22 protein-coding genes and 1 pseudogene are annotated in these 21,561 nt (G+C 67.7%); 17 read left to right on the top strand and 6 right to left on the bottom strand.

Features of this window, described 5'->3' with window-relative positions; translation table 11 throughout:
• Positions 1-252: 252 nt before the first annotated feature.
• From ABZX79_RS08105 to ABZX79_RS08075, 7 genes are all read left to right on the top strand, one after another.
• Positions 253-588 carry a YbaB/EbfC family nucleoid-associated protein gene (locus ABZX79_RS08105; RefSeq protein WP_355253711.1) on the top strand — a complete coding sequence of 112 codons (336 nt, stop codon included), beginning with the start codon at positions 253-255 and terminating at the stop codon, positions 586-588.
• A gap of 63 nt (positions 589-651) precedes the next feature.
• Entirely contained in the window at positions 652-1,251 is a 600-nt protein-coding gene (recR, locus tag ABZX79_RS08100; protein ID WP_028810454.1) for a recombination mediator RecR, read from the top strand.
• Entirely contained in the window at positions 1,244-1,912 is a 669-nt protein-coding gene (locus ABZX79_RS08095; RefSeq protein WP_355253379.1) for a DUF5063 domain-containing protein, read from the top strand. The genes recR and ABZX79_RS08095 overlap by 8 nt, the downstream gene beginning before the upstream one ends.
• Before the next feature lie 207 nt (positions 1,913-2,119).
• The gene (locus ABZX79_RS08090; protein WP_214976971.1) at positions 2,120-3,391 is read left to right on the top strand and encodes an aspartate kinase; all 1,272 of its coding nucleotides are present in this window, start codon (positions 2,120-2,122) and stop codon (positions 3,389-3,391) included.
• Between the two features lie 7 nt (positions 3,392-3,398).
• A complete protein-coding gene (locus ABZX79_RS08085; RefSeq protein WP_355253377.1) occupies positions 3,399-4,469 on the top strand; it encodes an aspartate-semialdehyde dehydrogenase in 1,071 nt (356 codons plus the stop codon).
• A gap of 355 nt (positions 4,470-4,824) precedes the next feature.
• Positions 4,825-5,400 carry a SigE family RNA polymerase sigma factor gene (locus ABZX79_RS08080; RefSeq protein ID WP_069933897.1) on the top strand — a complete coding sequence of 192 codons (576 nt, stop codon included), beginning with the start codon at positions 4,825-4,827 and terminating at the stop codon, positions 5,398-5,400.
• Complete coding sequence (locus tag ABZX79_RS08075; protein ID WP_355253375.1) at positions 5,397-6,764, top strand: hypothetical protein; 1,368 nt, start codon at positions 5,397-5,399, stop codon at positions 6,762-6,764. Before ABZX79_RS08080 ends, ABZX79_RS08075 begins: the two co-directional genes overlap by 4 nt.
• 72 nt (positions 6,765-6,836) lie before the next feature.
• Here the strand turns inward: ABZX79_RS08075 and ABZX79_RS08070 are convergent, their stop codons facing one another.
• The 4 genes and pseudogenes from ABZX79_RS08070 to ABZX79_RS08055 all read right to left on the bottom strand — a co-directional run bounded on the left by ABZX79_RS08070 (position 6,837) and on the right by ABZX79_RS08055 (position 10,961).
• On the bottom strand, positions 6,837-7,658 hold the full coding sequence (locus tag ABZX79_RS08070; RefSeq protein WP_355253373.1) for an SURF1 family protein: 822 nt from the start codon (positions 7,656-7,658) through the stop codon (positions 6,837-6,839).
• A gap of 384 nt (positions 7,659-8,042) precedes the next feature.
• Positions 8,043-9,830 carry a prolyl oligopeptidase family serine peptidase gene (locus ABZX79_RS08065; protein WP_355253371.1) on the bottom strand — a complete coding sequence of 596 codons (1,788 nt, stop codon included), beginning with the start codon at positions 9,828-9,830 and terminating at the stop codon, positions 8,043-8,045.
• Positions 9,831-9,953: 123 nt separating this feature from the next.
• Positions 9,954-10,133 (bottom strand): annotated as a pseudogene (locus ABZX79_RS08060) (hypothetical protein); the annotation flags it as partial.
• A 417-nt stretch (positions 10,134-10,550) separates the two neighbouring features.
• Positions 10,551-10,961 carry a hypothetical protein gene (locus ABZX79_RS08055; RefSeq protein WP_355253369.1) on the bottom strand — a complete coding sequence of 137 codons (411 nt, stop codon included), beginning with the start codon at positions 10,959-10,961 and terminating at the stop codon, positions 10,551-10,553.
• Between the two features lie 391 nt (positions 10,962-11,352).
• Here ABZX79_RS08055 and ABZX79_RS08050 point away from each other — a divergent pair, with 391 nt between their 5' ends.
• The 9 genes from ABZX79_RS08050 to ABZX79_RS08010 all read left to right on the top strand — a co-directional run bounded on the left by ABZX79_RS08050 (position 11,353) and on the right by ABZX79_RS08010 (position 19,821).
• The gene (locus ABZX79_RS08050) at positions 11,353-11,808 is read left to right on the top strand and encodes a helix-turn-helix transcriptional regulator (protein WP_355253367.1); all 456 of its coding nucleotides are present in this window, start codon (positions 11,353-11,355) and stop codon (positions 11,806-11,808) included.
• A 169-nt stretch (positions 11,809-11,977) separates the two neighbouring features.
• On the top strand, positions 11,978-12,505 hold the full coding sequence (locus ABZX79_RS08045; protein ID WP_355253365.1) for a regulator component: 528 nt from the start codon (positions 11,978-11,980) through the stop codon (positions 12,503-12,505).
• On the top strand, positions 12,502-13,725 hold the full coding sequence (locus ABZX79_RS08040) for an MAB_1171c family putative transporter (protein ID WP_355253363.1): 1,224 nt from the start codon (positions 12,502-12,504) through the stop codon (positions 13,723-13,725). The genes ABZX79_RS08045 and ABZX79_RS08040 overlap by 4 nt, the downstream gene beginning before the upstream one ends.
• Positions 13,722-14,900, top strand: coding sequence for a cytochrome P450 (locus tag ABZX79_RS08035; protein WP_355253361.1), 1,179 nt, complete (start codon positions 13,722-13,724; stop codon positions 14,898-14,900). The genes ABZX79_RS08040 and ABZX79_RS08035 overlap by 4 nt, the downstream gene beginning before the upstream one ends.
• Positions 14,901-15,552: 652 nt before the next feature.
• Complete coding sequence (locus ABZX79_RS08030; protein WP_355253359.1) at positions 15,553-16,368, top strand: AraC family transcriptional regulator; 816 nt, start codon at positions 15,553-15,555, stop codon at positions 16,366-16,368.
• Between the two features lie 37 nt (positions 16,369-16,405).
• On the top strand, positions 16,406-17,026 hold the full coding sequence (locus tag ABZX79_RS08025) for a LysE family transporter (RefSeq protein ID WP_355253357.1): 621 nt from the start codon (positions 16,406-16,408) through the stop codon (positions 17,024-17,026).
• A 479-nt stretch (positions 17,027-17,505) separates the two neighbouring features.
• Positions 17,506-17,991 carry a hypothetical protein gene (locus ABZX79_RS08020; protein WP_355253355.1) on the top strand — a complete coding sequence of 162 codons (486 nt, stop codon included), beginning with the start codon at positions 17,506-17,508 and terminating at the stop codon, positions 17,989-17,991.
• Between the two features lie 276 nt (positions 17,992-18,267).
• Complete coding sequence (locus ABZX79_RS08015; protein WP_355253353.1) at positions 18,268-18,864, top strand: DUF4145 domain-containing protein; 597 nt, start codon at positions 18,268-18,270, stop codon at positions 18,862-18,864.
• Between the two features lie 396 nt (positions 18,865-19,260).
• A complete protein-coding gene (locus tag ABZX79_RS08010; protein WP_355253351.1) occupies positions 19,261-19,821 on the top strand; it encodes an HD domain-containing protein in 561 nt (186 codons plus the stop codon).
• Here the strand turns inward: ABZX79_RS08010 and ABZX79_RS08005 are convergent.
• Together ABZX79_RS08005 and ABZX79_RS08000 are read right to left on the bottom strand one after the other, a co-directional pair.
• The gene (locus ABZX79_RS08005) at positions 19,809-20,279 is read right to left on the bottom strand and encodes an NUDIX domain-containing protein (protein WP_355253349.1); all 471 of its coding nucleotides are present in this window, start codon (positions 20,277-20,279) and stop codon (positions 19,809-19,811) included. The genes ABZX79_RS08010 and ABZX79_RS08005 overlap by 13 nt on opposite strands.
• 34 nt (positions 20,280-20,313) lie before the next feature.
• Positions 20,314-21,045, bottom strand: a complete 732-nt coding sequence (locus tag ABZX79_RS08000; protein WP_355253347.1) for an XRE family transcriptional regulator — start codon at positions 21,043-21,045, stop codon at positions 20,314-20,316.
• Positions 21,046-21,204: 159 nt separating this feature from the next.
• On the opposite strand from ABZX79_RS08000, the gene ABZX79_RS07995 reads away from it, so the two are divergent.
• Positions 21,205-21,561 (top strand): hypothetical protein, encoded by a 357-nt coding sequence (locus tag ABZX79_RS07995; RefSeq protein ID WP_355253345.1) that lies wholly within the window; start codon positions 21,205-21,207, stop codon positions 21,559-21,561.

Below are 21,561 nucleotides of genomic sequence, written 5' to 3'. Positions count from 1 at the left end.
CGTGACATCGCGTGAAGTGGTGTGACGTTGCGCAAGTCGCGACGCGCGCATACGCATGCCCTTCCTACCGCCGAATGGTGGGCCGTGTAGCCGATATACCGGTATTTCCGGCCGGAACCACGGCGTGGTCAGGTAGAGGAGCCCGCAAGTCTCACTCGAAAGAGTCGCTTCGTACGGCATGGGGCACGGCGCTCGCCGAACACGTAGGCTCGCCTTACCGAAACAATCGTCGTCGAAGTGCCAGGAGTGACCGTGATTCCCGGTGGTGGCCAGCCCAATATGCAGCAGCTGCTTCAGCAGGCCCAGAAGATGCAGCAGGACCTCGCCAAGGCACAGGAGGAGCTCGCCCGTACCGAGGTTGACGGCCAGGCCGGCGGTGGCCTGGTCAAGGCGACCGTCAACGGCTCCGGAGAGCTCCGTGGCCTGGTGATCGACCCCAAGGCGGTCGACCCGGACGACACCGAGACCCTCGCGGATCTGGTCGTCGCCGCGGTCCAGGCCGCGAACGAGAACGCACAGCAGCTCCAGCAGGAGAAGCTCGGCCCGCTGGCCCAGGGGCTGGGCGGCATGCCGGGACTGCCCTTCTAAGGCGGCCCCGCAGCAACTACCGTACGTACCAGGCAAGACCGGCAGGGCAAGGAAGGCAATCCGTTGTACGAAGGCGTGGTCCAGGACCTCATCGACGAATTGGGCAGGCTGCCCGGCGTCGGTCCCAAGAGCGCGCAGCGGATCGCCTTCCACATCCTCCAGGCCGAGCCGACCGATGTACGCCGCCTTGCCCACGCCCTCCTGGAGGTCAAGGACAAGGTCCGTTTCTGCGCGGTGTGCGGCAACGTCGCGCAGGAGGAGCAGTGCGGGATCTGCCGTGATCCGCGCCGCGACCCGGCGGTCATCTGTGTCGTCGAAGAGCCCAAGGATGTCGTCGCGGTCGAGCGGACGCGCGAGTTCCGCGGCCGCTATCACGTCCTCGGCGGGGCCATCAGCCCCATCGAGGGCGTCGGCCCCGACGACCTGCGGATCCGCGAGCTGCTGGCGCGGCTCGCGGACGGTGCCGTCACCGAGCTGATCCTGGCCACCGATCCGAACCTTGAGGGCGAGGCCACCGCCACCTACCTCGCCCGGATGATCAAGCCGATGGGTCTGCGGGTGACACGCCTGGCCAGTGGACTCCCCGTCGGGGGAGATCTTGAGTACGCCGACGAGGTCACGCTGGGCCGTGCCTTCGAGGGGAGACGATTGCTCGATGTCTGACGCCAACGCAAAGCTGCTGCACGCGGTCGCGCAGGACCCGGACGATTTCGCCGTCCAGATCGCCGACCAGATCGAGAGCTTCATCGTCGCGGTCACGGAAGTGGCCAAGGGCGACGAGCCGGACAGTGCCATCCCGTTCCTGCTCCTTGAGGTGTCCCAGCTCCTGCTGGCGGGAGGCCGGCTCGGCGCGCACGAGGACATCGTTCCCGACGAGCGGTACGAGCCGGACCTCGGCCCGGAGCCCGACCCGGACGACCTGCGGCAACGTTTCGCCATCATGCTCGACCCGATCGACGTGTACTCCGAGGTCTTCGACCCGTACGAGCCGCGCAAGGCGCCCGTACCGTGCCGTATCTCGGACGACCTGGCGGATGTGATCACGGATCTGCGCCACGGGCTGGCCCATTACCGGGCGGGCCGTACCACCGAAGCGCTGTGGTGGTGGCAGTTCTCGTACTTCTCCAACTGGGGCTCCACCGCCTCCGCGTGCCTGCGCGCTCTCCAGTCCCTGGTGGCGCACGTCCGCCTCGACCAGCCGTTGCAGGAGCTGGACGGCCTGGACACGGACGAGGACCTCGGCGAGGAGGACCTGGAGAAGGAAGCCGGCAAGGTCATGGCCGAGGAGCTCGCGGGGCCGCTGGGCCTGCGTACGGCGACCTGACGGCGACCTGACGGCGCTTGTGATGGTGTGAGGAGGACCACGTTCCGCGTACCGGGAGTCGTCCGGGGCAGGCATCCTCACCGAGCGGGCAGGGCCGTCCCATGATCGTATCGTGAGCGGGACATCTCACCATGCGATATAGCGTGGGCGGTCCGGGTCCGCTCGGTAAACTGAGCCGACCGCAGTAATGACTAACGAGGAGCGCACGTGGGCCTTGTCGTGCAGAAGTACGGAGGCTCCTCCGTTGCCGATGCCGAAGGCATCAAGCGGGTCGCCAAGCGAATCGTCGACGCCAAGAAGAACGGCCACCAGGTCGTTGTCGTGGTTTCGGCGATGGGCGACACGACGGACGAGTTGATCGATCTCGCCGAGCAGGTATCCCCGATCCCTGCCGGACGTGAATTCGACATGCTGCTGACAGCGGGTGAGCGCATTTCCATGGCCCTGCTGGCCATGGCGATCAAAAACCTGGGCCACGAGGCCCAGTCGTTCACGGGCAGCCAGGCAGGTGTCATCACCGACTCGGTCCACAACAAAGCGCGCATCATCGATGTCACGCCGGGCCGTATCCGCACCGCCCTCGACGAGGGCAACATCGCCATCGTCGCCGGGTTCCAGGGTGTGTCCCAGGACAAGAAGGACATCACCACCCTCGGCCGGGGCGGGTCGGACACGACCGCGGTCGCCCTCGCAGCGGCGCTGGACGCCGAGGTCTGTGAGATCTACACCGACGTGGACGGTGTCTTCACCGCCGACCCCCGGGTCGTGAAGAAGGCCCAGAAGATCGACTGGATCTCCTTCGAGGACATGCTGGAGCTCGCAGCCTCGGGCTCCAAGGTGCTGCTGCACCGCTGCGTGGAGTACGCACGCCGATACAACATCCCGATCCACGTCCGTTCGTCCTTTTCGGGACTGCGCGGCACCTGGGTCAGCAACGAGCCGCAAGGGGACCAGCAGGTGGAGCACGCCATCATCTCCGGAGTCGCCCATGACGTCTCCGAAGCCAAGGTCACCGTCGTCGGTGTGCCGGACAAGCCGGGCGAGGCCGCGGCGATCTTCCGGTCCATCGCGGACGCCGAGATCAACATCGACATGGTCGTGCAGAACGTCTCGGCCGCGTCGACCGGTCTGACCGACATCTCTTTCACCCTTCCCAAGACCGAGGGCCGCAAGGCCATCGACGCCCTGGAGAAGACGAAGAGCGCCATCGGTTTCGACTCGCTCCGTTACGACGACCAGATCGGCAAGATCTCCCTGGTCGGCGCCGGAATGAAGACGAACCCGGGCGTTACGGCGGGCTTCTTCGAGGCGCTGGCCGACGCGGGCGTGAACATCGAACTGATCTCGACATCCGAGATCCGCATCTCGGTCGTGACCCGCGCCGACGACGTCAACGAGGCCGTGCGCGCCGTCCACTCCGCCTTCGGCCTGGACAGCGACTCCGACGAGGCAGTCGTTTACGGCGGCACCGGAAGGTGACCCGCCAGTGACGGCGACGGTGACGGGCAAGCCGACGCTCGCGGTCGTCGGGGCGACCGGAGCCGTAGGCGCCGTCATGCTCCAGATCCTGTCGCAGCACGCCGACGTCTGGGGTGAGATCCGCCTCCTCGCCTCCCCGCGCTCGGTCGGCCGCAAGCTGGTTGTGCGCGGGGAGGAGACGGAGGTCCTGGCGCTGTCGGAGGAGGCCCTGGAGGGCGTCGACGTCGCCATGTTCGACGTACCCGACGACGTGGCCGCCGAGTGGGCGCCGATCGCCGCCGCCAAGGGCGCGGTGGTGGTGGACAACTCCGCGGCCTTCCGGATGGACCCGGACGTTCCGCTGGTCGTCCCCGAGGTCAATCCGCATGCCGTACGGGTCCGCCCGCGCGGCATCGTGGCGAGCCCCAACTGCACAACGCTCTCCATGATCGTGGCGGTGGGCGCGCTGCACGCCGAGTTCGGTCTCGCCGGGCTCGTCGTCTCCTCGTACCAAGCGGTGAGCGGTGAGGGCCGGGCCGGCGTCGACACGCTGCGCACTCAGCTCTCGCTCGTGGCCGGTACGGAGCTGGGTTCGCACCCGGGCGACGTACGACGGGCGGTGGGCGACGACACCGGGCCCTTCGCGGCGCCGATCGCACTGAACGTGGTGCCGTGGGCCGGGTGGCTCATGGACGACGGCTGGTCGTCGGAGGAGATGAAGGTCCGCGCCGAGTCGCGCAAGATCCTCGACCGGCCCGGTCTGCCGGTCTCGGTCACGTGCGTACGGGTGCCGGTGCTCACGACGCACTCGCTGGCCGTGCACGCCCGCTTCGAGGACGAGGTGTCGGTCGACCGGGCGCACGAGATCCTGGCGACCGCGCCGGGTGTGGTGCTGTTCGACAATCCGGCGGCGGGGGAGTTCCCGACGCCGGCCGATGTGGTGGGTACGGACCCGACGTGGGTGGGGCGGGTGCGGCGGTCGCTGGACGACCCGACGGCGCTCGAACTCTTCGTGTGCGGCGACAACCTCCGCAAGGGCGCCGCGCTGAACACCGCGCAGATCGCCGAGCTGGTGGCCGCCGAAATCGGGACGGTGTAAAGCGGAACCCCACATAGAATCTGTGAACGCCCTGTGAGCAAGTGGAAGACTGGACTACTTGAGCTGGGGCGTTAGGCTGTTCGATTATTCGCTCCCCGCCTTACTGCAACCGGCAGTTGGGAGGGGAGCGTCTTTGCGGTCGCCCCGGCAAAGCGCCACAGCAAATGGGGCATTCAGGAGGGCGGGTACGTATGGGGGCGTTTGTGACACCGTCAAACGCGGTGCCTCGCGCGTACAACCCTGTCGGGGGGAAGCGTGTCCAACAGGCGTGGCAACAGAGGTTCTCGACATCACAGCGGTCCCGGCTCGTGGCGCGGCAGTGCGCCCGCTGCGCCGGCCCCGCACACCCGGCGGCATGCCGGTGATCGCTCCCATGCCGACGGCGCGTACAGCCCGCATACCGTCCCCGCGCGAGGGCACTGAAGACGCCATGACCGCGGGCACCACAGTGGACCACCTGACCGAGACCTATCGAGCCCATTACCGCTCACTGCTCGGCCTCGCGGCACTGCTCCTCGACGACACGGCCTCCTGCGAGGACGTCGTCCAGGAGGCGTTCATACGCGTGCACTCCGCCCGCAACCGCGTGCGCGACCCACAGAAGACGCTGGCCTACCTGCGCCAGACCGTCGTCAACCTCTCCCGCTCGGCGCTCCGGCGCCGCATTCTCGGGCTGAAGCTGCTTTCGAAGCCCATGCCGGACATGGCGAGTGCGGAGGAGGGGGCGTACGACCAGCTGGAGCGCGACGCGCTGATCAAGGCGATGCGCGGGCTCCAGCGGCGTCAGCGCGAGGTGCTGGTCCTGCGGTACTTCGCGGACATGACGGAGGCGCAGTGCGCCGAGACGCTGGGCATATCCCTGGGCTCGGTGAAGGCGTACGGCTCGCGCGGTATCGCGGCGCTTCGCGTCGCCATGGAGGCATCGGCATGAGCAGCAAGCAAGAGCGGCACGGGCCGGACGGGCCGTTGAACGACCTGACTGGAAAAGCGACTGTGAACGACGGGCCGAACGACGAGCGCGACGAGCTTGGCAAGGGCGACGACCCGGGCACGAAGCCGGACATCGAGCCGGACGCCGAGGCGGGCATCGAGCGGGAAGCCGAGGCGGCCACGGAGCCGGAAGCCGAGGCGGCCACGGAGCCGGAAGCCGAGGCGGCCACGGAGCCGGATGCCGAGCCGGCCACGGAACCGGAAGCCACTCCAGTCATCGACCTGGGCATCGACGACGTTGATGCGGGCGGGGTCGGCTCCGACGAGCTGGCCCTGCGCCGGATGCTGCGCGGCGCCGTAGAAGAACTGGAACCCTCGCAGGACGCCCTGGACCACCTGCGCAGGGCGGTCCCCGCCCGGCGCGCGAGGCGGCGCCACACCATCGTCGGTATGGCGGCCGCCGCGCTCTTCGTGAGTACGGCCGTCCCCGCCTTCGTCCATGTGGCGAACTCCAGCGACGCGGCCGACGCCAACCCTTCAATAGCGGGCCACGGGCAGGAGGCGCACGGTGGCACCGGCTGGGAGAAGGGCGCCAAGGACGGCAAGAAGGACGCGGACAAGCCCTCGGGGAAGTCGACCTCCAAGAGGGACAAGGAAAAGCAGAAGGACAAGAAGAAGGGCCCCGGAAAGGGTTCGCCGGGCACCAGTAGGGACCGTGGCACGGGCGGTGGCGGCACCGGCACCTCGGACAGCGTGCCCGCGTCCGCTCCGACGTGCGGCGCGAGCCAGCTCTCGGCCTACTCGGAGGGTACGTCGGCCGACGCCGAGGGCAAGGTGTACGGATCGTTCCGGGTCTCGAACATCTCGGAGATGGCGTGCGTCGTCGCCGGCAGCGGCGCGGTGACTTTCCAGGCGATGGGCGCGGCCGACCCCGCCCGCATCAACGTCGTCGATCACACGTCGGGTGACGCGGCGGCCGGCCTGCCGGACCCGTCCATGGAGACGACCGGTCTGCTGCTGGAGCCGGACATGTCGTACCAGGTGAAGTTCGCCTGGGTGCCCACGGAAACCTGCCCGACGACCAGCGAGCCCTCCCCCGACCCCACCCAGCCGACGGAACCCCCCGGCACGGGTACGACGGACGGCGGCACGGGAGGCGCTGACGGCGGCGCCGGCGGTGGAGCAGGCGGCAACGGTGGCGAGATGCAACCCGGCACGGAGCCGCAGCTCGGCACGGAGGACGGCGGCACGGCGGACGGCAGCGTCTCGGTGAGCCTCACGCCGGAGGCGGGCGCGCTGTCCGCGACGGCGACGGTTCCGAACGCGTGCGCGGGGACGATCTACCGCACAGGCGTGCTGGCGTAGCCGGAACGACGGAGGGGGAAGGAAGCGGGGCGGGCGCAGCCGGAGACGGCGCCCGCCCCGCTGCCACAACCGTCAGCTGCGGGCGCCACCGGCCCCGGACCCGACGACCGCAACTCCGTCGCCTGCTTCCCCTGCTCCCTCTTCTCCCTCGGGGAGAATCCCGAGAGCAAGATCCCGGGCGGCCTCCGCCTCGCGGCGCAGGAGCCGGAACCACATGAAGAGAACGAAGCCGGCGAAGACGAACCACTCGCCGGTGTAGCCGAGGTTCTGGAAGGCCTTGAGGTCAAGACCGCTGCCCTGCGGCGCGACGGCGGGAACAGGCACCATGCCCGAATCGCTCTTGCCGAGGGTGACCCAGGCGTCGTACACGTCGTACGGAACGAGATTGACGAGCGAGGCGGCGCTGATCATCCCCAGCTGCCCCTCGGGCAGCCCGCCGCTCGCGTGCACGCCGTCGGTGCCCGCGTTCTCGGACGCCTGGAGCGCCCCGGTGACGGTGACTTCGCCCGAGGGCGCGGCGGGGATCTTGGCCCCGGCGGGCAGCCAGCCGCGTACGACGGGCAGTGCCTTGCCGCCGTCCGTACGCAGCAGGGTCAGCACGTACGAGCCGCGCTTGCCGTCGATCTCCCGCTCGGGCACGACGAACTGCTCGGCGTATCGTCCGGTCGCGGTGGCGGGCCGCCCGGAGGTTTCTTTGTCGACGGGCAGCAGCTCGTCGAGCGGTACGGCGGCCTGCGTGCCCGGGTCGGGCTTCTCCTCGGCGGCCTGGTGGGTCTCGACACGGTCTTCGAACCGTCCGAGCTGCCAGGACCCCATGAAGACGCAGAAGGGAATGGCCAGCACGACGAAGAGGTGGATCCCCCACCAGCGGGGCGTCAGCAGGAACCGGTACACCCCACCAAGGTACGGGCCCACCCCACCCCACTCCCATCCCGGGTCCACCCCACCCCGTCCGGCGTGCACTAACCCAGCACATGACGCAGCTGAGGGCTCGCTAATAGGTCAAAACTTGGGTGAACCGGGCATCGATGTTCGTCAACTGTCGGGTTAGTTCAGTGGGGCGCAATGAGGCGTCACATCAGGGGGCGCGGCGCCCACCGACGCCCTGGCCGACGCCCTGGCTGCGGGGCTCGCCGCGTTGCGAGCCCCGGAAGCCAATCGTCGTACGTCGCGATCGCAGCCGCGTCGGCAATCCAGCCCGTCCGGCGTTTGACGACGCACCCGAAGGGCGTCCAGGGGGCTGGGGGCTTGCCCTCGGTTACGGGAAGGGGCGGGGCACTACCCCAAGTACCGTCCCGCGAAGTCGATCTCAAGCCGCACCTGCTTGATCCGCTCCTCCACCACCAGCGACCCGTGCCCAGCGTCGTACCGGTACACCTCACACACCGCCCCCCGCCCCTCCAGCCGGTCCACATAATTCTCGACCTGCCGGATCGGACAGCGCGGATCGTTGACGCCCGCCGAGATGTAGACGGGCGCTCGCACCGCGTCGACGTACGTCAGCGGCGAGGACGCCTCGAAGCGCTCCGGCACCTCCTCCGGCGTACCGCCGAGCAGGGTGCGGTCCATCGCCTTCAGCGCCTCCATCTCGTCGTGGTACGCCGTCACGTAGTCGGCGACCGGCACCGCGGCCAGCCCCACCGCCCACGCCTCCGGCTGCGTACCGAGCCCGAGCAGCGTCAGGTACCCACCCCACGAACCACCCGCCAGTACCAGCTTCGCCGGATCCGCGAGCCCGGACGAGACGGCCCATTCCCGGACCGCCGCGATGTCCTCCAGCTCGATCAGCCCGACCCGGTGCTTGAGCGCGTCCGTCCACTCACGCCCGTACCCGGTCGAACCGCGGTAGTTGACGCGCACGACCGCGTAACCGTGGTCCACCCACGCCGCCGGCCCGGCGGCGAACGCGTCGCTGTCGTGCCAGGTTGGCCCGCCGTGAATCTCGAAGACGGTCGGGAACGGCCCGTCACCCGCAGCAGGCCTCTGCACGAGCGCGTGAATCCGCCCACCGGGCCCCTGTACCCAGGCGTCCTCGACCGGCACCGACCCGGGCGCCTTCATCCCGGGCGGGTCGAGCACGACGCGCCCCGAGGTAGACCGCACCACCGGCGCCTCAGCAGCCGAGGACCACAGGAACTCCACCGACCCGTCCGGCCGGGCCGTCGCTCCCGACACCGTCCCGGCCGGCGTCGGCACCTCCACCAGCTGCCGGGTGGCGAAGTCGTACCGCCACAGCTCACTGCGCGCCTCGAAGCTGTGCGAGACGAGCAGCGCGGACCCGTCCGGATACCACTCGGCGGACACATCGCCCGGCAGCTCGATCCCGAGCTCCGTCTCCTCGCCCGACGCCACGTCCCACACCATCGGCTCCCAGCGCCCGCGCCGCTGATGCCCGATGAGCAGCCGAGTGTCCCCATCCACAGGAGCGAACCCGAGCACCTCCAGCCCCAGCTCGACCTGACCACCTTCGGTGTCGTCCAGCTCAGCTACAGCCGAACCGTCCAGCCGCATCACGCGCAGGGCGGAGTGCATCGCGTCGCCGTGCTCGGTGTGCTCGATCGCGATCAGCGTCCCGTCGTGCGACAGGTCCCCCACACCCGCCGACTCCCGGTGCCGGTAGATCTCGACGGGCTCGGAGCCCGGCCGTACGACATGCACGGTGGACCCGTCCTCGTCGGTCGAGCGCCCCACGACAGCGGTCCCGTCCCGCCCGAGAGCAAGCCCGGCAGGATACGAAGCCTCAAGCCCCGGAGCCGCGGGCTCATCCTCCCCACCCCCGAACGGCTGCCGCATCCAGACCCCGAACTCGTCCCCGTCCGTATCGCTGAACCACCAGACCGACTCGCCGTCGGGCGTCAGCACCCCGTCCGTGGTCCCGTTCGGCCGGTCGGTGGCCTGCCGCTGAGCCCCGGTGGCCCGGTCCCACGCATAGAGCTCATACGTCCCGGTCGCATTGGAAACGAACAACGCACGGTCCGGCGCGTCCTCGGCCCAGTCGGGCAGCGAGACGCGAGGCGCCCGAAACCGCTTCTCCCAGTCAGGCATGGACGTGGTCTTCTCAGTCATCCCCCCATTCTGCTCCGCCCCACTGACAGCCCCATCCAGCAGGCGCTACTGATGATCTCTGCATGGCACGCGCGAATGTCGCACTGCACAAGCAGGCGGCGGCGCAAGCGACCCGCACGCGTCCGGCAGCGAGAAGATGTACGTCGCGACAGCGACCGTGACCGCGCTTCCGCGCCGTTGCGAGTGGGCATGGGCGATGACGGTGAAGGTGGCGGTGAAACGTGCACGTACGGGGATCACGCCGAAGGCCGGAGCGAAGGCCAGCGCCGGGCCATGCGGATCCTGTTCGGCTACTTGCCGTATGTCCCGCACCGGCTGCGGTTCAAGCAGCCAGCCTCGGACGTACGGAGGCGCACAAGGGCGCTCCTCACTCCTGCTTGCGATATGTCCATCCGTACGGTGAAGAGCTTTTCCGCCCGAAATCCGACCCCGGCCTCCCTCCATTCGTCAGGGAGCCTCAGGGGCACCCCCGCAATGCGTCCGGGCCGCAGTCCGGACCGCGTCCGCCTCCGCAGCCGCGGCATCGAGAGCAGAGTCGACGGCTTGTCAATGGCATCGTGGTTGGTGAGTACGACTGAACCTTCGTCTTTGTCGGCCACAAGACCGAACCGACTCAAGGTGCCGTGCACACCTCAAGGGCCAGCGCCCTCACCTCACGGTCCGTCTTGATGTCGCGCACGGTGAGGTCCCAGAACCATTCGCCTACCGGCTCAGAAGTGATCAGTCTTCGCTTTCAAGTTCACGAAGAGAGGCCAGGTCCATGCTGCCGGGCCTGTCTGCACCCGAGGAACCGGCCAATTCAGTGAGGGCCCTGGACGGTGACAGGCCAGGCGCGTATGCAGAGTGCAGGCGGTCCAGCCAGAGGAGTCCGGTTTTGTAACCCTCCTCGCCGGCGTCATCCCGGCGTTCGAAGCTCGCGGCCCACTCGGCGTCAGAAGCCCATAGGTAGCCGACCCCATGCCCGCTCGACATAGGAACGTACTGAAGGGCTGCGGACAGCCGCGGCGCGTTCGCGTCATACACGGTCGGCTGAGCGTTGCCCTTGAGGTCGTAGCGCATCCACACATCCGAGAACGTCACCAGTTCGATGGCGACGAAGTCGTCGAACGCGGAGGCTCTCAACCGGAACATCCCCAGGGGTTGTTGTCCACGCTGCTCGTGGGCATGTGGCCGCTGGCGCTGGAGCCCGGGGCGTGGTTGTCGGTCAGCAGGAGGGGCCAGCGAACCGGATGACCGCCGCGGCAGAGAGGCCTGCTCCGCAGCCCGGTGCAGATGCTCTCTTCAAGGTGGCCGGGCCCACCCCCGTGGAACCCGGCCACCTGCCTGGAAGAGAGTCACGTCCCCATGGCGTCAAAGACGCCTGACCACAGCAGAGGAACACTCTGGTGCGAGCAACTCCCTCAAGAACGTACACCTTGGTTGCGGGCGATCGTCAACTAGAGTTGGTGGGAAGTCATCGCTTTTCACACTCATCACGCACCAGAGTGGACACAGCGACTATCAGGACAAGGATGTACCGGACGTGACAGAGGACGAGCCGCGCACCTTCGCGCAGTTGCTGGACTACCTGTTCAAAGAGGTCCACCCGGAAAGTCGCGGCCCCTACACGTACGCCGAGGTCGCCGAGGGCATCCGGGAGGCTTCGGGAGGCCAGGGCAAGGGGCTCACCGCGAGCGCGATCCAGCAACTGCGCACCGGTGCCAAGAAGAACCCCACGATGCACACCATCAAGGCTCTCGCCGACTTCTTCGGCGTACCCGCCGGCTACTTCGTCGACGAGGAGGCCGCCCATCGCACCCGAGCGGAGATCGCCGTCCTCGCCGCCATGCGGGACCGGAACGTCCGCACCGTCGCCCTGCGCGCCAACGGCCTGAGCACAGAGACCCTTCAGATGGTGACGGCAGTGATCGAGCAGGCGCGGATCCTGGAGGGCCTCCCGGGCGAAACCACGTCGAACACCCTCAACCTGGACGACTAGCAGCTCCCAGAATCCGGCCATTCGGCCAGAGGACAGAGATCCTCTTGGACCAGCCCGGGCATTCGCCTAAGCTTTCGAGCGATTCGGTGCCGGGGATTCCGAATCGCACTCCGGCCGTACGGGGTCACGCCTTCAGGGGCCACCGACCCGAGCAACGTCAGGACCGGACATGGACCTTGAGCGGCTTCGCCGCGAGTGCGAAAAGCGCGTGGACGCGCTTCGGCTCCCCCACCGCTTCAACACCCGGGACCTCTGTGATGCCGTGGCGCACAAGCGCGGGCGTCCGATCATCCTCAGGCCCCTGAACACGCTCGGCGCGATCGACGCGCCGTGCGGAATCCGCCTGGAGACGGCTGACGCGGACCTCCTCTTCTACGAGGAGGGAACGTCTGCTCTGCACCAGAACCACATACTCGCGCACGAGGTCAGTCACATCATCTGCGACCACCCCGGCAGCCTGGAGCTGGACGCCGACGCCTTCCGTGCCATCGGCTTCAACCCCACCCTTGTCCGGCGTATGAACGGACGTACGAGCTACTCCACGGACGACGAGCGCGAGGCCGAGATGATGGCCACCGTCATTCGACAGCACATCTACCGCGGACGTGAACTCCCCTCCAGCGAGCCCGAGAAGGGCGCCGAGCGCTGGGAGGCCCTGTTCGCCGAACCGACCAAGAAGGGCCGTCGTCACTCATGATCGACCTGTTGTTCTCGGGCGTGGCCATCGTGCTTCTCCTCGCCGCCGGTTACTGGGTTCGCGGGCGAGGCGGCCACAGACCGACCGGCACGTGGGCCATGGCCGCACTGCTGGTGTCCTTCGCCCTCGCCTTCGCCTCGTACGTGTCGTTCGTGCAGAGCGCCGTCGAAAGCGTCGTACCCCACGTCGGCCGCCTCCTCAGCAACTCGTTCACGCTGGCCGCCGCGACCTCCGTCCTGGCGTTCATGCTCCAGCTCAATCTGGAGCCTGACGAGGCCAGGCGAAGCATCCGTCTGCGGGTGCTCTTCCTCGGGATCTCCGTCGTCGGCATGGTGGCCCTGTTCGCCGCCGGGCAGATGAACGACCAGTCGCCCCAGCTGCACGCGCTCTACGTGCTGATCTACATCACGTATCTGGGTGTCACCGCGAAGGACTTCTGCAAGCAGACCTGGAAACAGTCCCATCACTCACGGCGGAAGAGCCAGCGCATCGGGCTGCGCATCACTGCCGCCGGCTGCGTCTTCGCGCTGCTGTACGCCGCGTACAAAGTGTTCGGCCTGGTATCCATCGGGCTCGAACTGGGCCTCCTCCCGCACGGCGTCCGTTGCTCGACGCCCGTCAGTCCTGTCCGCTGCGTGTTCAGCGTGACAGCGCCGGCCCTGGCCGTACTCCTCATCACCCTGGGGCTTACGCTCCCGGCGGTCGTCTGGCCATTCAGCCAGTTCCTGCGCCGTCGATGGGAGTCGCGGTCCTTTGCGGCGCTCGCCCCCCTGTGGGAGGACATCTCCAGCGCGACACCCGAAGTCGTCCTGGCCCCGGCCGGGTTCCACGAGGGGGAGCACGCGGACGACTCCGACTTCTTCCTCCACCGTCGTGTGATCGAGATCAACGACGGCGGGCTCGCCCTTCGCCCTCACCGTTGCCTGCGCGTCCAGGAGAACGCTGAGCGGGCCGTCGCCACACGCGGTCTGGCAGGCACCCCGGAGGGAGACGCGATCGTGGAGGCCGCGATCCTGCGAGCTGCCGTACACGCGAAGAAGACCGGGAGCGAACCGCAGACAGAAGCCGCACCGCCGGCCCCCAGGACTGCCTCCCGGGCGGGCAACCTCCGTGCCGAGACCGAGTGGCTGCTCCTGGTCGCCCACGCCTACGCGCAGGACGGCATCGTACGTACCCTGACTGACGAACTGGCCCCCTCGGGAACGGACCCGCAAGCGTGAGCGACCCGTTGCAGGACCCGCGGTTCTTCGCCGATCCCTACCCGACCTACGCCCGGCTGCGAAACGCGGCGCCGGTGCAGAAGGTGCCCACCGGTTCAGGGGGGCGCTACAGCTACCTGGTCACGGGCTACGCGGAGGCCCGGGAGGCATTCACCGATCCCCGGCTTTCGAAGAACACCACGCGGTTCTTCGCCGGCCGGCCGTCGCAGCGCGATCTCCATCCGGCCGTCTCCCAGAACATGCTTGCCACCGACCCCCCGCAGCACGCACGGCTGCGGGCCCTGGTGACGAAGGCATTCACCACCGGGGCCGTCGCGCGGTTGCGCCCCTACATCGCCGGCCTGGTGGACGAGCTGCTCGACGCCTGGCCGGATCACGGACCGGTGGACCTCGTCGCGAGCCTCGCGGTACCGCTGCCGGTCACCGTCATCTGCGAGATGCTGGGGGTACCCGAAGCCGACCGTGGGCGCGTGCGTACGTGGTCGAGCGATCTGTTCGCCGCCGGGGATTCCCGGCGGATCGACGCCGCCTCGCATGCCGTTGGCGATTACATGACCGACCTTGTCGCCTCCAGACGCAGCTCGCCCGGCGAGAGTCTGCTCGACGACCTCATCGCCGTACGCGACGGCCAGGACCGGCTGACCGAGGACGAACTCGTGTCGCTCGCCGTGCTGCTGCTCGTAGCCGGCCATGAGACCACCACGAACTTCATCGGCAACGCCGCCCTGGCACTCCTCCAACACCCTGAGTCGCTGGCGTGTTTGAGGGCCGAGCCACAACTCCTCGGTAACGCGCTGGACGAGTTGCTGCGCTTCGACTCGCCTGTCGGGATCGCCACGTTCCGCTACAGCACCGAAGCGCTCACGCTCGGCGGCACCGTGATCCCCGAAGGCGTTCCGGTACTCATCGCTCCCGGCGCCGCCAACCGCGACCCCAGCCGATTCCCCGGGCCGGACCAGCTCGACCTCAACCGTGGTGCGACCGGGCACCTCGCCTTCGGTCACGGTATCCACAGATGCCTGGGAGCACCCCTCGCACGAGCCGAAGGCGAACTCGCACTCCGGGCGGTCATTTCCCGCTTCCCCGACGTTCGGCTGGCAGTTCCCGCTGAGGAACTGGACTGGCGGCACACGCGTTTGATGCGCGGCCTCACCTCCCTGCCGCTCATCCTGTGACGACGCATGGCACCTGTCGCTCCGGACCGTATGCCGGCGCAACGCCGCTCACTGCCTGTCCGGAAGGTCTCCTGCGGTAGGAGCCGAGATCACTCACGACCCGAGATCTACTTCGGGCACACGGTGGTCGCCAATGCTTTGGCATCTGTGTGAGGGCGGTTCGCGCCATCGAAGGCACGCCCTGTTCCACATCGCCCGCCAACGGCTCCTCCAGTTCAACCAGTTCCCGGATGCTCTGGCGGCGTTTGATCAGACGTACGTCGTCTCCTGTCACGAGTACTTCCGCCGCCAGAGGACGAGAGTTGTAGTTCGACGACATGCTCGCATCGACGAGGACGAAGCGGTTGGGGCCCATGCGCTTCTTGGCCGAACTTCGCTGACCAGGGTGCCGGAACCGGCCACAAGACAGCGGCCGGGTTCGATCTCCAACTGGACATGGTGACCCAGCTCGGACTCCAGCTCCCGTCGTACCTCGTCCCAGCTTCGAAAGTAGCGGTCGACGTCCACTTCGGCAGTGTGATGCCAGGTTTGATCGCTGGCATTTGCCGGTCATGACCTCCAGCGGCCATCACCTCTCCCCGTCCCGAACGGAGAGGCGGCAGGGTTTCTGCCTCCGTCCGGCCAGGTCTGTCGCCTGTCGTAGCCTCTACGCATGCGGGTCACGGAGGGGGGCGTAGGTCAGCTGGCGGTAGTGCGTCCCCCGTCGGGCGGGTTCCCGCGGCACAGCCACGACGAGTATGTGATCAGCGTCAACTTCTGCGGCCTGGAGCGGGTCCGGCTGGATCGCGTCTCGTTCGACGTGAGCGTGGACGAGTTCACGCTTTACAACCCCGGCCAGGTGCAGTCGTGCACCACCCAGGTCCCGCCCGACACGTCCTTCGCGGCCGTGAGTTGGTACGTCCCACCAGCGGTGGTGGAATCGCTGACCGGCGATGCCCCGGTCGACTTCGAACGGCCCGTCGTCCGCTCTCCGCACCTTCGCCGCGAGTTCCTCGCTGCGGCCAGAGACTTCCGCGAGCTCACGTCCGACGGGCTCCCTGCGCCGGCCGAATCCGCTGGTCTGGTCCAGGAGCGGCTGGTGCTGGTGCTGTCGCGGCTGCTCGACCTGGCCGCAGGGCGGCGCGCGCGTGCCCCAGAGCCAGCCGATACCCGCATCGCCGCGGTGCTGGACCGCCTGCGCACCGACCTGTCCGGCACGCCCCGGCTGGCCGAGCTGGCCGCCGAGGTCGGGATGTCCCGGGAGCACCTGATCCGGACGTTCAGCCGTGCCACCGGCACCCCGCCCTACGCCTGGCACCTGTCGGCCCGGCTGGCCGAGGCGCGGCGCCGCCTGCGCAAGGGCGAGCCCGTCGCCGACGTCGCGCACATGCTTGGCTTCGCCGACCAGGCGCATTTCCACCGCCACTTCGCCGCGGCCTACGCCATCACGCCGGGCCGGTACCGTCGGCTGTCCCAGATCAACATCTGACAAGACCGCCCAGCCCACTGCCCGCCACAGTGGCCGCATGATCGAAATCTTCATGGTGGCTCTGTGGTTGGGGCTGGTGTTCAACGCGACGCCGGGTGCGGTGTTCAGCGAGTCTCTGCGGCGCGGGATCCGGGGCGGGTTCGGCCCCGCCTTCGCGGTCCAGGTCGGGTCTCTGGTGGGCGATGCCGTCTGGGCGCTGCTCGGCCTGGCGGGAGTGGGGGCGCTGTTCGCGGTGCCGGTCTTGCGCGTGCCGCTCACGGTGGCCGGGTGCTTGCTGCTGGCCTGGTTGGGGGTGGCGGGCCTACGCGACGCACTCGCGCGGCAGGGGCCCGTACCGATCACGGAGCCACAGGGCAATCAGGACCGCAAGGCCATGGCTGTGGGGGCGGGCATGTCGTTGGCGAACCCCTGGAACGTTGTCTACTGGTCGGGCGTTGCCGGCGGCTTGGGCGCCGTGCTGGGCCCGGGTGGCACGTCGGAGCTGGGCGTCTTCTTCGCCGGGTTCATGGTCTCCTCGATGTTGTGGTGCCTGGTCTCGGCGGGGCTCATCGTGATATTGCGCAGGGCGCTGCCGCCACTGGCCGTACGCGTGCTCGAGGCATGCTGCGGTGTCGCGCTCCTGGTCTTCGCGATCCTCCAGCTATGCCGGCTCATGTGACGAGCGACCCAGCCGGTCCAGCTACTTGCTGGACAGCTCCGGATACGCCTGACCGTGATCATCCATCCGTGCGCGTTGTCGTTTCCCGGATGCTCTTGTCATCGTCCTGGCCCCTCTGATGGAGCCTCGGTGGTTGCCCGCCGGGAGGCCCGGCCAAGATCTGCTCCCAGCTTTCTCCCAACTGATCTCCGGAAACCACTCAGGGGCCCGACCCGCGATGCGGATCAGACCCCTGACCTGGTACTTCAGCTGTCGGGGTGGCGGGATTTGAACCCACGACCTCTTCGTCCCGAAGCAACTTGGGTGGGGCCTCCGCCTTGGGCCGTTGTGCTGCTCACCTGTGCTGATGGTCCGCATGAGTCCGTGCTTGGCCGCTGTTGTGCGTCGGCGTTGTCACGCAGTTAGACACTCACCGCATGCCTGCACGATGCGGCACAGTCGTGGCATGGTCGGCATTGGCCGGATGGAACAATGGCTCAGTGGACATAGCTTCGGAACTGCACGCCCTGATCGGCTCTTTGTCGCGGGAAGTAGGGCTCTTCGGCCTCGTGGTCGACAAGGCCGGCGGATCCGTTCCGGAAGTTGTCCACCAAGTGGCCACCAAGGCGGAACAGGTATGGAAGGACTATGCCGTAGAGGGGGCGGTGGGCCCGGACACGCCCTCGGAGGTCGAGGGTGCACTCTCGCCGATTGACGATGAACGCGCCGTAGAGCTCTTGACCTACCTGGCGACCGATGACCTCGTGTTCCCGGGTGCGCAACGCCGCGACCGTACCCACGTCCATCGAGCGGCGGAACGTGTGGTGCGCCTGTTGGGCTACCACTCCGCCTGGTACACAAACATCAGCGACCTCTCGCCGGGGGCACGGGCATGGGACCCGGTCACTCGGCATACCTTCGATGGGGTCGTTGCGGGGACCGGCGGCAACTTCACCGTGGTGTTGTTGCAGGTGGGTGAGGACTGAGCCCCGCTGGAGAGAAACACCCCATCTTGCCTGACGTCCACCCCGGGACGGAAACGGGTACGGTACGGCGGCTGCGACCTGCCCCTTCAGGGATCTTCCGCGTGATTGATCTGTCACTGTTTGTCGTTGCCCGTCACCGTCGCGCCGCCCCGCACGGCCCACAGACGGCCCCAGTCGCCGCCAGGGCAGCCCCCTGCGGCCTCTGTCAGAGCCACCGTTGGATTCAGCGCATGGATATTTCTTCAACTGAACGCGACAGGGGACTAATATGCCTACATGGCAGGACACAGCAATATAGTTCATTTCGCTGGGCCGAACAGCAAAATTCTGGATGCCTCCGTCCAGAGCGCCCATTACAAAATGGTGTGCGGTCACTGCGGGGATTCAGCAGTTGGCGCAGTCATAGCGGCCTATTTTGAAGAGGAGATTCACTGGATCAGGTGCCCCTCCTGTGGAGGGGGAACCGTCGTATCCGGTGAAACTCAATTTCCGGGGCCAAAGGTGGGCGGCGATGTACTAGGCCTGCCCAGCGATGTCGAGCAGGCGTACCAAGAAGCCAGGTCGTGCGCTGGAGTGAACGCCTACACGGCAGCTGAGGTGATGTGTCGGAAGATCCTCATGCATGTCGCCGTAGACAAGGGCGCCGAAAGCGGCAAAACCTTCGCCTTCTACCTCACCTATCTGAGCGACGGTGGTTACGTAACACCACCGATGAAGCCATGGGTGGACGAGATCCGGAAGAACGGGAACATCGCCGTGCATGAAATCCCGGCTACGGACCCGGGTCGCGCACTGGGAACCCTGATCTTTACTGAACAGCTGCTACGCATGGTGTACATGATGGAGCACCTTGCAGCGCGCTACACGCCCTGAGCCTTGGGCCCGCGGTCGGTGGAGCGGCTTTGGGCTGGAGCTGCTTTGGGGCGAGTGATCATGGCCCCTTACGCTGGCCGCGATTCGGGCAGCACCTAGCCTGCCCGCAATAGCCCGAATCGGGGCCATGATCTTAGAGGCTCGCCCCAAAGTGGCTGCCTAAAGCCGTGGAGCCGACCGCCCCAGCCACAACGGGTTTCCTCCCCGCCCCCGAGCACGCAGCGCGCCGCCGGGCGCGGCCAGCCGGGGCGGAGACAGGAGGCAGGCCGCGCCGCAGAGGCGGCGCGCCCCGCGCCGTGCGCGGGGTCTTGATGAAGTAGGGAAACTTCTACCGCACCGCCCCGTGGGCCTGGCGGGCCTGTCGGCCTGCCCGTCTGCTGCGTTAACGTGCTGCTCATGCCTTCTGCGCTGGATACGCCCCAGGGAGCGGCCGAGCTGGCCGAGTCGTTGTTGCCGCCGCTCGGGAACCGTTGGCTGCACACTCAGGCTGTTGCCGCGCGGGCCGTCGAAGCCTCGAAGGCTCTGCCAGAGAGTGAGCGGGACCTCTTGGTCGCCGCCGCCTGGCTCCATGACATCGGGTATGCGCCCGAGCTGCACGACACCGGGTTCCATCCGCTCGACGGTGCACGGCACTTGTCGGCCCTCGGTGCTCCCGACCGCCTGGTGCGGCTCGTCGCCCATCACTCCGGCGCCGTGTACGAGGCTGAGCAACGCGGGCTCTCAGCCGAACTGGCCGTCTATGAGCGGGAAGACTCCCCAGTCCTGGATGCGCTCATCTTCGCCGACATGACCACCGGCCCCGCCGGCCAACGCTTCGACTTCGACCGGCGCATTGACGAGATCCTGGTTCGCTACCAGCCCGGCAGCGAGGTGCACACCGCGATCAGCAAGGCTCGGCCGTACCTCGGTGCCGCTGTCGAGCGGACTCTCGTCCGGCTCGACGATCAGCCGATGTAAGGCTCCGTCTCGCCCGACAATCCGTGGTCGATCCGCATCCGCATTGACGGGTGGATGTTCAGTTCGTCGAGCTGCTCCGGCCGGACGAACGCGACTTCCTTGCTCTCGCTGCTCGTGCGCAACTTGCCGCCGGTGATCTTCGCCGTGAAGCAGATCGAGAACTGTTGCCGCACCTCGCCGTCGTCGTACGCCATGACGTGAGCTGGATTGGTGTAAAGGCCGACCAGCCCAGTCACTTCGACGTCGAACCCGGTCTCTTCCTTCGTCTCGCGCACTGCGGCGTCCGCGACTGATTCGCCGACGTCCACGCCGCCGCCGGGAAGTGCCCACAGATCGTTGTCGGTCTTGTGGATCAGCAGCACTTCTCCGGCCTCGTTGCGTGCCACGGCCGTGACTGACGGGACGATGCTGTTTGCCTTCGGGGCGGTGGGGTCGTTGAAGTAGTCGATGCGGGCCATGGCTCCAGCGTCGCATGCCCGGCGTCGAGCGTGGTTACGACGGGGTGCCCTGCTCCCACGCGTAGTCGAAGCTCTTCATGTAGTGCCGGAACGTCCGGGCTCCGGGGATGTAGCGGAAGTGCAGGATCGGGTTCTGTCCGGCCGGTGCTCCGAGGACATGCGGGTTCACCAGGATGTCGTCGTCGAACCGGTAGATCGAGTTGTAGAGGATCGTGTCGTGGAGCCGGATCTCGACGCCGGGCGTCTTGGTCGCCGGTTCGAGGTAGCGCCGGGTGATCCGTGCTCGGGCTGCAAGGTCGCTGCCAATGCCCTCTTCCTCGCCGCGCTGATGAACCATCTCAGAGTCGGGATCACCGAGGAGTATGCGGACCTGGGCGCCCGTCTTGGCCTTGTCGGCAAGCTGGTCCGGCAGGTCCGGGTGGCTGTCGAACAGGAAGAGACCCGCGTACACCAGGATTTCGACATGGCTGGTGGCTTGCTCGATGAGCGATGACCAGAGCGCGGCCGGCACTGCTCCACGGTGCGGGTAGTACGTCACTAACTCTGAAGTGCTGGCGGTCTCAGCCTGCTTGGCGACAGCAGGCCAGAGGTAGACCTCATCGACCCCGAGGAAGCTCGACGCCTTCCAGCGGTGTCCGCGATGCGGCGTGCGGTCCGTGGTGATCCATCGTTCGACGCTCTTCGGGTCCACTTCGACATGCTGCGCGACCGACTGGATGGTCTCGCCCTTCGCCGAAATCGCCGCTCGCAGACGCTCGTTCGCCATTTCGCACCGGCCTCCTCGGGACGTCAGGGACGTTCTGACGATAGCTCAGACGTCCCCAAACGTCCATACGGGCCGTGATGCGTCCACCACTTGCTGCGGTCTCCTGATCTCACCGCCCGATGCGGCGGCCCAACCGCCTCAACTACAGGAGACAAGACGATGCGTCAGATCCCCGTCGACACCACCGGCGCTGTTGTGATGGTGGCCCAGTCCCCGCAGCCGAAGATTGCCAACCGCCAGACCGGAGAGGTCGCCACCGACCGGGAAACCGGCACCACGCTCATGACGATCGACGTCATGTTCGTCATGAACGGCAACGCCGAGATCCTGACCCTGACCGTTCCGGAGACCGGGTTCACCGGTGAGCTGGCCACCGGCACCCCGGTCGGTCTGACCGGCGTCGTGGCCCGGCCGTGGGAGAACGAGTTCGGCGGCCAGAAGCGGCACGGCATCAGCTTCCGCGCCGTGGCTGTCACCTCGCTGGCTGCGGACACCGCCAAGCCGAAGGCCGCCTGA

Origin of the sequence: Streptomyces sp. NPDC002994, assembly GCF_040611155.1 — a bacterium.
GTDB lineage: Bacteria > Actinomycetota > Actinomycetes > Streptomycetales > Streptomycetaceae > Streptomyces.
This window is presented reverse-complemented; position numbering and strand designations above follow the sequence as displayed.

What these genes read in the sequence shown, in the direction of transcription:
- ABZX79_RS08095 (WP_355253379.1), top strand. Translation starts at nt 1,244, where the DNA reads ATGTCTGACGCCAACGCAAAGCTGCTGCACGCGGTCGCGCAGGACCCG.
- ABZX79_RS08080 (WP_069933897.1), top strand. Translation starts at nt 4,825, where the DNA reads ATGCCGGTGATCGCTCCCATGCCGACGGCGCGTACAGCCCGCATACCG.
- ABZX79_RS08075 (WP_355253375.1), top strand. Translation starts at nt 5,397, where the DNA reads ATGAGCAGCAAGCAAGAGCGGCACGGGCCGGACGGGCCGTTGAACGAC.
- ABZX79_RS08065 (WP_355253371.1), bottom strand. Translation starts at nt 9,830, where the DNA reads ATGACTGAGAAGACCACGTCCATGCCTGACTGGGAGAAGCGGTTTCGG.
- ABZX79_RS08055 (WP_355253369.1), bottom strand. Translation starts at nt 10,961, where the DNA reads ATGTTCCGGTTGAGAGCCTCCGCGTTCGACGACTTCGTCGCCATCGAA.
- ABZX79_RS08045 (WP_355253365.1), top strand. Translation starts at nt 11,978, where the DNA reads ATGGACCTTGAGCGGCTTCGCCGCGAGTGCGAAAAGCGCGTGGACGCG.
- ABZX79_RS08040 (WP_355253363.1), top strand. Translation starts at nt 12,502, where the DNA reads ATGATCGACCTGTTGTTCTCGGGCGTGGCCATCGTGCTTCTCCTCGCC.
- ABZX79_RS08030 (WP_355253359.1), top strand. Translation starts at nt 15,553, where the DNA reads ATGCGGGTCACGGAGGGGGGCGTAGGTCAGCTGGCGGTAGTGCGTCCC.
- ABZX79_RS08025 (WP_355253357.1), top strand. Translation starts at nt 16,406, where the DNA reads ATGATCGAAATCTTCATGGTGGCTCTGTGGTTGGGGCTGGTGTTCAAC.
- ABZX79_RS08015 (WP_355253353.1), top strand. Translation starts at nt 18,268, where the DNA reads ATGGCAGGACACAGCAATATAGTTCATTTCGCTGGGCCGAACAGCAAA.
- ABZX79_RS08010 (WP_355253351.1), top strand. Translation starts at nt 19,261, where the DNA reads ATGCCTTCTGCGCTGGATACGCCCCAGGGAGCGGCCGAGCTGGCCGAG.
- ABZX79_RS08005 (WP_355253349.1), bottom strand. Translation starts at nt 20,279, where the DNA reads ATGGCCCGCATCGACTACTTCAACGACCCCACCGCCCCGAAGGCAAAC.
- ABZX79_RS08000 (WP_355253347.1), bottom strand. Translation starts at nt 21,045, where the DNA reads ATGGCGAACGAGCGTCTGCGAGCGGCGATTTCGGCGAAGGGCGAGACC.
- ABZX79_RS07995 (WP_355253345.1), top strand. Translation starts at nt 21,205, where the DNA reads ATGCGTCAGATCCCCGTCGACACCACCGGCGCTGTTGTGATGGTGGCC.